6 protein-coding genes are annotated in these 8,486 nt (G+C 72.1%); 4 read left to right on the top strand and 2 right to left on the bottom strand.

The annotated features are described in order from the left end of the window. The 3 genes from ACFWBF_RS32170 to ptsP form a co-directional block, all read left to right on the top strand. Positions 1 to 234: hypothetical protein (locus tag ACFWBF_RS32170; protein ID WP_385608106.1), on the top strand; the 234-nt coding region annotated here is incomplete at its 5' end. 342 nt (positions 235 to 576) lie between these two features. Further along, positions 577 to 1,026 (top strand): PTS glucose transporter subunit IIA, encoded by a 450-nt coding sequence (locus ACFWBF_RS32165; RefSeq protein ID WP_385608104.1) that lies wholly within the window; start codon positions 577 to 579, stop codon positions 1,024 to 1,026. A gap of 82 nt (positions 1,027 to 1,108) precedes the next feature. Next, positions 1,109 to 2,779 carry a phosphoenolpyruvate--protein phosphotransferase gene (gene ptsP, locus ACFWBF_RS32160; RefSeq protein ID WP_385608102.1) on the top strand — a complete coding sequence of 557 codons (1,671 nt, stop codon included), beginning with the start codon at positions 1,109 to 1,111 and terminating at the stop codon, positions 2,777 to 2,779. A 75-nt stretch (positions 2,780 to 2,854) separates the two neighbouring features. On the opposite strand, the gene ACFWBF_RS32155 is transcribed toward ptsP, so the two are convergent. Both ACFWBF_RS32155 and ACFWBF_RS32150 read right to left on the bottom strand, forming a co-directional pair. Beyond that, the gene (locus ACFWBF_RS32155; protein ID WP_385608100.1) at positions 2,855 to 3,745 is read right to left on the bottom strand and encodes a hypothetical protein; all 891 of its coding nucleotides are present in this window, start codon (positions 3,743 to 3,745) and stop codon (positions 2,855 to 2,857) included. A 64-nt stretch (positions 3,746 to 3,809) separates the two neighbouring features. Further along, positions 3,810 to 5,792, bottom strand: coding sequence for an acetoacetate--CoA ligase (locus ACFWBF_RS32150; protein ID WP_385608098.1), 1,983 nt, complete (start codon positions 5,790 to 5,792; stop codon positions 3,810 to 3,812). Between the two features lie 190 nt (positions 5,793 to 5,982). Between ACFWBF_RS32150 and ACFWBF_RS32145 the strand changes: the two genes are divergently transcribed. After that, complete coding sequence (locus tag ACFWBF_RS32145; RefSeq protein ID WP_385608097.1) at positions 5,983 to 8,358, top strand: glycoside hydrolase family 31 protein; 2,376 nt, start codon at positions 5,983 to 5,985, stop codon at positions 8,356 to 8,358. Positions 8,359 to 8,486: the final 128 nt, after the last annotated feature.

Raw genomic sequence — 8,486 nt, 5'->3', positions numbered from 1 at the left:
ATTTTTGGCACGCTGTTGAGTTCTCAAGGAACGGACGCTTCCTTTGTACTCACCCTCTCGGGCTTTCCTCCGGGCGCTTCCTTCGTTCTTTTTTTCGTTCTTGCGTTTCCGACTCTATCAGACTCTTTCGTGTCCGATTCCCGGTCGAAGCGGGTTTCGCTTTTAAGGATCTTCGCTTTCGCGCTTTTCCTTTTCGGCGAGTCCGACTCTATCAGTGCTTTTCCTTCTCTCTGACCACTCGCAGTTTTGCCGATGAAGGCGCGCAGCAAGAAGCCGAGGTCAAGATCAGTAATGAAGAGGAGGTATCCCGTCCATCAGCCGTTCGCGAGATGTTCACACGAGGCGTCCCGGCGGGAGTCACGACAGTACAGGCCCGTTGGTGCCCAAGCAAATCGATTCAGGCGTATGGTCTAGTCCACCGGTCTAGTCCACTAGTCTCCGTGCCAAAGGACCGGCCCGGAGCAGGACAGAGATCGGGCGAACCCGAACATCTAGTGACATATCCTTCTGAAGAGTACGCCGTTCGCGACAGGTAGTGACGGCGACACGAAGAGCCCCACCCCTGGGAGGCCCCCCATGACCAGCGTGACGTCCCCACTCGCCGGGACCGCCATCGGACTCGCGGCAGTGCCCGATCCGGTGTTCTCCGGCGCCATGGTGGGTCCGGGCACCGCCATCAAGCCGTTGCAGGAGCCCTCGGAGGCGGTGGCGCCCGTCGACGGTGTGATCGTCTCCCTGCACCCGCACGCTTATGTGGTCGTCGACAGCGACGGGCACGGTGTTCTGACGCACCTCGGGATCGACACTGTTCAGCTCAACGGCGAGGGCTTCGAGCTGCTCGTCAACAAGGGCGACACGGTGACGCGCGGCCAGGCCGTCATTCGCTGGAACCCTGCCGCGGTCGAGGCCGCGGGCAAGTCCTCCGTCTGCCCGGTCGTGGCTCTGGAGGCCTCCGTGGAGTCCCTCTACGACATCGTGGAGTCCGGGGACGTCAAGGCGGAAGACGTTCTCTTCAGCTGGAAGTGATGTGTCCGCCTGTACCGCCTGCACAGGCGAGTCGGACATCCACCGCGACGGCGGGGCCGTCGCTCAATCGGAGACGGGTGAAATGGAGACAACGCTGCGAGGCGTCGGCGTGAGCCACGGTGTGGCGATCGGCGAGGTTCGGCACATGGGTACGGCGGTTCTCGAGCCGCCGGCCAAGCAGATCAACGCGGATGAGGCGGAGCGCGAACAGGGGCGCGCCCGTCAGGCCGTGAAGGCTGTTTCGGCCGACCTGATCGCGCGCGGCCAGCTGGCCGGCGGCGAGGCCCAGCACGTGCTCGAGGCCCAGGCGATGATCGCCACGGACCCCGAGCTGATGGCGGACGTCGACCGGCGGATCGCCGTCGGCAGCACCGCCGAGCGCGGTGTGTACGACGCGTTCGCCGCCTACCGTGAGCTCCTCGCGGGGGCCGGGGAGTACATGGCAGGCCGGGTCGCCGACCTGGACGACGTGCGCAACCGCATCGTGGCGCGGCTGCTCGGCGTGCCGATGCCGGGTGTGCCGGACAGTGACGAGCCGTACGTGCTGATCGCGCGGGATCTTGCCCCCGCCGACACCGCGCTTCTCGACCCGGCGCTGGTTCTCGGTTTCGTGACCGAGGAAGGCGGCCCGACCAGCCACAGCGCGATTCTCGCGCGGGCGCTCGGCGTGCCGGCCATCGTGGCGCTGCCGGGTGCCGGCGAGATCGCCGAGGGCACCCTGATCGCCGTGGACGGCAGCACGGGTGACCTGTTCGTGGACCCGTCGCCGCAGAAGCGGGCCGAGCTGGAGGCCGCGGCCGCCGAGCGCAGGGCCGCTCTCGCCGCTTCATCCGGTCCGGGCGCGACGTCCGACGGTCACAAGGTGCCGCTGCTGGCCAATGTCGGCGGTCCCGCGGACGTGCCGGCGGCCGTCGAGGCCGGGGCCGAGGGTGTGGGTCTGTTCCGCACCGAGTTCCTGTTCCTGGACGACAGCAAGAAGGCGCCGTCCGAGGAGAAGCAGATCGAGTCCTACCGCAAGGTGCTCGAGGCCTTCCCCGAGGGTCGTGTGGTCGTGCGTGTGCTGGATGCCGGCGCCGACAAGCCGCTGGACTTCCTGACCCCGGCCGACGAGCCGAACCCGGCGCTCGGTGTGCGCGGCCTGCGCTCGCTGCTGGACCACCCCGACGTGCTGCGTACGCAGCTGACGGCACTGGCCAAGGCCGCCGAGGGGCTGCCCGTCTACCTCGAGGTCATGGCCCCGATGGTGGCGGACCGTACCGACGCCAAGGCCTTCGCCGACGCCTGCCGCGAGGCCGGTCTGAAGGCGAAGTTCGGCGCGATGGTGGAGATCCCCTCCGCCGCGCTGCGGGCGCGCTCGATCCTGCAGGAGGTCGAGTTCCTTTCGCTGGGCACCAATGACCTCGCGCAGTACGCCTTCGCCGCCGACCGTCAGGTCGGCGCGGTGTCGCGGCTGCAGGACCCGTGGCAGCCCGCGCTGCTCGACCTGGTCGCGATGTCGGCCGAGGCCGCCAGGGCCGAGGGCAAGAGCTGCGGCGTCTGTGGCGAGGCCGCCTCGGACCCGCTGCTGGCCTGTGTGCTGACGGGTCTGGGTGTCACCTCCCTTTCGATGGGTGCCGCGTCCATTCCTTACGTCCGGGCGACGCTGGCCAAGTACACGCTGGCGCAGTGCGAGCGTGCCGCGGCCGCGGCACGTGCCGCGGACAGTGCCGAGGAGGCCCGCGTGGCCGCGCAGGCGGTGCTGTCCGGCGAGTAGCCGGATGGTGGGTGTGGAGTCGTACGAGGGGCCTTCGCCGGTGGCGAGGGCCCCTCGGCCGATTCCGCGATCGGCTCAGTGGTGCGGGCCCGGATCGTCCACCTCGTACCCGGGGCAGTACTCGACGCCCGGCTCGGGCGCGACGGGCTCTCCGGTGTCGGCGTCCGTGCAGTAGGCGTTGAAGACGGCCGCCGCGGAGAGCGGGACCAGTCGGCCGCGGTCCAGGCGCCAGCCGTGCACCCGGTCCCGGTCGCCCTCGGTGGTGCTGCGCAGCACCAGTCCGCCGGGGCCGCCGAGGGCGAGTCCCGCGGCGAGCACGGTCACGAAGTCGAGGCCTTCGCGGCCCTCGATCCGCGGGGGGCTGTCGGGGTCGGGCGCGGCCTCGGCGTGCAGGACGGCGAGGAGCTGTTCGGCTTCGGACGGGATGCTGCAGACGACGTGGTGGTGGCCCGGGCCGGCCCCCGCCACGAGGCGTTCGAGTGCGTCGGCGGCCCGTTCGAAGGAGGCCCGGCCGATGTCCTCGCCGCAGTCGGCGCAGTTTCCGACGTCGGCGAGGAGGGTGGTGGCGTACTCCCAGGTGGCCTGCCGGACGGCCTCGTCGACGAGGAGCGGGACCAGTTCCTCGATGGGCCGGCCGGTGTAGGGCAGGCCCGTGCCGGTGCAGGCCAGTTCGGCGGTGTAGCGGGTGCGGGCCTCGGCGGTGTCGGCGTCGAGGCCGTGCTCCGCGCAGTATTCGGCGTACTCCTCGGGATCGAAGAGGGCGACGGTGGTGTGGATGCCCTGGGCGGCCAGGGACCGCAGCAGGTCGTCGATGTGCCGGAGGTAGTCCCGGTGGTCGTCGAAGCCGAAGCTGCGGTAGTCGCACATGGCCGCGAAGTCCCCGGCGTCGGCCAGCAGGCCGATGGTGCCGGGGATTTCACGGCGCAGCTTGCGGCGCCTGCTTGTGCTGTCGTTCGAACCTCGCATGGCTCCCCCTGAGTGACGCGATCAATTGCTCACTCACGGTAACCGCGGCCACTGACAGTGACCCTCAATCCTGGGTGCGGGTGCGGGCCAGCTCCTCGTAGAAGTGCAGCAGATCGATGTTGTCGACCGAGCCCGGGTTGACGGCCTTGGCCATGGGGGCGCCCTGGAGGAGGCGCTTGACCGGGACCTCGATGCGCTTGCCGGTGAGGGTGTGCGGGATGGCCGGGACCTCGATGATCTCGTCCGGGACGTGGCGCGGGGAGAGCTCCTCGCGGATGGTCGCCTTGATGCGGGCGCGCAGGTCCTCGTCCAGGGTCGCGCCGGGCGCGAGGTGGACGAAGAGCGGCATCCAGTAACCGCCGTTCGGCTCTTCCAGGCCGATGACCAGGGATTCCTTGATCTCGGGGAGCCGCTCGACGGCCTCGTAGATGTCGGCGGAGCCCATCCGCACGCCCTGGCGGTTCAGCGTGGAGTCGGAGCGTCCGTGGATGACGACCGAGCCGTGGTCGGTGATCGTGATCCAGTCCCCGTGGCGCCAGGCGCCGGGGAACATCTCGAAGTAGCTGTCGCGGTAGCGGCTGCCGTCCGGGTCGTTCCAGAAGTGGATCGGCATGGAGGGCATGGGGTTGGTGACGACCAGCTCGCCGACCTCTCCGATGACGGGCTTGCCCGACGGGTCCCAGGCCTGGAGGTCCGTGCCAAGGCAGGCGGCCTGGAGCTCGCCGATGTGCACCGGGAGGGTGGGGACGGCGCCGGCGAAGCAGCTGCAGACGTCGGTGCCGCCGCTGACGGAGGCGATCCACAGGTCCTCGGCCACCTCGTCGTGCAGCCAGCGGAAGCCGTCGGGCGGGAGCGGGGAGCCGGTGGTGGCCACGCACTTCACGGCGGAGAGGTCGAAGTCCCGCGCCGGGTGGACCTCGGCCTTGCGGCAGGCCATGACGTACGCGGCGGAGGTGCCGTAGAGGGTGGCCCCGGTCCGCTCGGCGATGCGCCACTGGGCGCCGGTGTCGGGGTAGCCCGGGCTGCCGTCGTACAGGACCACCGTCGTACCGGTGAGCAGGCCGGAGACGAGGAAGTTCCACATCATCCAGCCGGTGGAGGTGTACCAGAAGAACCGGTCCTCCGGGCCGAGGTCGCAGTGCAGGCCGAGCTGCTTGAGGTGTTCGAGGAGGATGCCGCCCTGGGACTGGACGATCGCCTTGGGCAGGCCGGTGGTGCCGGAGGAGTACAGGACCCACAGCGGATGGTCGAAGGGCACGGCCTCGAAGACGGGCGCCGCATCGCCCGAGACCAGGTCGGACCAGGCCAGGGCGCCCTGCGGGGCCGGCGTGCCGAGCAGGGGGATGTGGACGACGGCGCGCAGCGAGGGGAGTTCGGCGCGGAGCTCGGCGACGGTGTCGCGGCGGTCGTGCTCCTTGCCGCCGTAGCGGTAGCCGTCGACGGTGAAGAGGACGACCGGCTCGACCTGCTGGAAGCGGTCGAGGACGCTGCGGGCCCCGAAATCGGGGGCGCAGGAGGTCCAGACCGCGCCGACGGCGGCGGTGGCGAGGAGCGCGGTGACGGCCTCGGGGATGTTGGGGAGGTAGCCGCTGACCCGGTCGCCGGGGCGTACGCCGAGGGCGCGCAGCTCGGCGGCGAGTGCGCCGACCTGGCGGCGGAGCTCGGCCCAGGTGACGGGGGTGGGCTCGTGGGTCTCGTCCACGTGGAGCAGGGCGGCGTCTCCGGCGCGGGCCGGGTCCTCGGCGGCGCGCAGGGCGTGCTCGGCGTAGTTGAGGGTGGCGCCGGGGAACCAGCGGGCGCCCGGCATGGCGCGGTCCGCGAGGACGGACTCGTACGGGGTGGTGAACCGTACGTCGAACCATTCGGCGACGGCCTGCCAGAAGGTGTCGAGCTCGTCCACGGACCAGCTGTGCAGCGCCGGGTATCCGCCGTCGGCGGGGGCGCCGTGGCGCTCCGCGGCCCAGGCCTGGAAGGCGGTGATCCGGGCCGCGGCGATCCGCTCGGGGCCCGGCGACCAGAGGGGTTCCGGCGTGGTGGCTGCGGTCATGGGTCGGCTCCCGGTCAAGTCTGCGGCTCGCGCGTGGTGTGCGTACGGTGCCGGCGCGCGATGGGTGTGCGCGCGTCGGCTCACAGGGACGATGCCATGTGATCCACCTCCGCACCAGAGGCCTCATGGACGGGTGAACGGAAGTTGAACGCAACCCGCTCGTCTGGCCGCAGATGGCAGGGTGAGCAGCATGGACGGTCGTGAGCTGATGCGTGCGGTCAAGGACATCGGTACCGAGCGCGGACGGCGCGCCTGGCGCTCTGCCTGGCGCAACCGGCGTACGGACGCGGCGGGGCTCCCGCGCCGGGGCGCGGAGCGGGCGCGCGTGCCGGGTCTGCTGACGGGTACGGAGCCGCGGCCGGGCGGAGGTGTGCTGCGGTTCGCGCGCTCGGAGCTGCTGGTACGGGTCACGGTGGGCGGCGCGGTGTTCTGGGGCTGGGACGGGGCCGGGCCGACACCCTCGTACGCGGTGGTGGGCAGCGGCCCGGAACCCGACCCGCGTGCTGTGCTGGAGCCGGACACCGGGGGCGGCTGGCGGGTGGTGTCGGAGCGGGTGACCGTGGCGGTGTCCCGGCACGGGGCGGTGGAGGTCCGGACGCCGGGCGGGACGGTGTTACGGCGGGAACTGCCCCCGCGCTGGTGGGAGCCGGCGGATCCGGCCGGGAACGGGGCCGGCGCGGCCGCCGGGGCCCGGTGGATGCAGCGCAGCGAGGTGCCTGCCGACGCGCGCTTCTTCGGGCTGGGCGGACGGGCCGCGGGGCCGCGGCTGCGCGACGGGGAGTACCGGCTGTGGAACACGGACCCCAAGGGCGGCTTCGGGCCGGGCGACGATCCGCTCTACATCACCATGCCGGTGCAGGTGGTGGTCGCGGACGCGGGGACGCACCTGCTGTTCCACGACAACACCTGGGACGGACGCGTGGTGTTGCGCGAGGGCGAGGAGGGCGCCGGCTCGGGTCCGGACCGGCCGGGGTCGTGCGAGCTGCGCATGGAGGGCGGCCCGGTGCGCTCCTGGGCGCTGGTCGGGCCGCCTGCGCGGGTGCTCCAGGGCTGGTCGGCGCTGACGGGCGGGGCCGCCGTCCCGCCGCAGTGGGCGCTGGGTTACCAGCACGCGCGGTGGGGGTTCGGGAGTGCGGCGGAGGTGCGGCGCGTGGTGTCGGGATACGCGTCGCGCGGGCTGGCCCTGTCGGCCGTGCATCTGGACATCGACCATTACGACGCGCACCGGGTGTTCACCGTGGACCGGGAGAAGTTCCCCGATCTGCCCGGTCTGGCTCAGGAGTTGGCGGGCCGGGGGGTGCGGCTCGTCTCGATCGTCGACCCGGCGGTGAAGGCCGGGGACGCGGTGCACGCCTCGGGTCTGGCGATCGGCGCGCAGGGGGCCTTCGTACGGGACGCGCTGGGGCGGGAGGTGCGGGGCGAGGTGTGGCCGGGAGAGTGCGCGTACCCGGACTTCACGGATCCGGCGGCGCGGCACTGGTGGGGCGGGCTGTACGAGGAGCGCCTTGCGCAGGGGTTCGCCGGGGTCTGGCACGACATGAACGAGCCCGTGTCCTTCGCCGCGTTCGGGGATCCGACGCTCCCCCGCTCGGCCCGGCACGCGCTGGACGGGGCGGGCGGGGACCACCGGGCCGCGCACAACGTGTACGCGCTGGGCATGGCGCGGGCCGGCTGGGAGGGGCTGGTGCGGCTGCGGCCCGCCGAGCGGCCGTTCCTGTTCTCGCGCTCGGGGTGGGCGGGGATGCAGCGGTACGGGGGCACGTGGTCGGGAGACGTGGAGTCCAGCTGGGACGGGCTGCGGGCCTCGCTGGCGCTGGTGCTGGGGCTGGGACTGTGCGGGGTGCCGTACTCGGGCCCGGACGTCGGGGGCTTCGGCGGCTCGCCGTCGCCGGAGCTGTACCTGCGGTGGCTGCAGCTCGGGGCGCATCTGCCGCTGTTCCGGACGCACTCGGCGATCTGGGCCGGGCGGCGCGAGCCCTGGGAGTTCGGGCCGGAGGCGGAGGAGCACGCCAGGGCGGTGCTGGCGGGGCGGGAGCGGCTGCGGCCGTACTTCGTGACGCTGGCCCATCTGGCCCGGCGCACCGGGGCCCCGTACGTGCGGCCGTTGTGGTGGGGTGCGCCGGAGGACCGGGCACTGCGGGACTGCGAGGACGCATTCCTGCTGGGCGACGCGCTGCTGGTGGCGCCGGTACTGGAGTGCGGGGCGGACCGGCGGGCCGTGCGGCTGCCGCGGGGCCGGTGGTACGACACGGCGACCGGGACGGCGTACGAGGGCCCCGGTCAGGTGCTGCTGGACGCGCCGGTGGGGCGGATCCCGGTGCTGGCGCGGGCGGGGGCGGTGCTCCCGGTGGGGTCGCCCGACGGATCGGTGGTCCTGGAGGCGTGGGCGCCGGCGCGGGGGCGCACGGGCGGCGGGCTGGTGGTCCGCGATCCGGGGCCGGGCTTCGAGCCGGGTGAGATCGAGCGGTACGCGGTGCGGTGGGCGGGGGACGCGGTGGTGGTGGAGACCGAGCGCGGGGAGGCGGTCGAGGGCGTGGTGGTCCGGGGGCTCCAGGGGCGGTCGTGAGGGGATCCAGACGCGGTCGGCTCCAGCTCGACTCGGCCGTGATTGTAGGTCTTCTATAGCGGGCGCGGGAATGCTGGCGCTGGGCGCGAACAGAGCCATGCCCCCCAACCCGTGCGATCAGGGAGTCT

This window comes from Streptomyces sp. NPDC060028, assembly GCF_042736725.1.
In the GTDB taxonomy this organism is placed as follows: domain Bacteria; phylum Actinomycetota; class Actinomycetes; order Streptomycetales; family Streptomycetaceae; genus Streptomyces.
The sequence above is the reverse complement of the archived record's forward strand: the minus strand, read 5'-3'. Positions and strand labels throughout refer to the sequence as shown.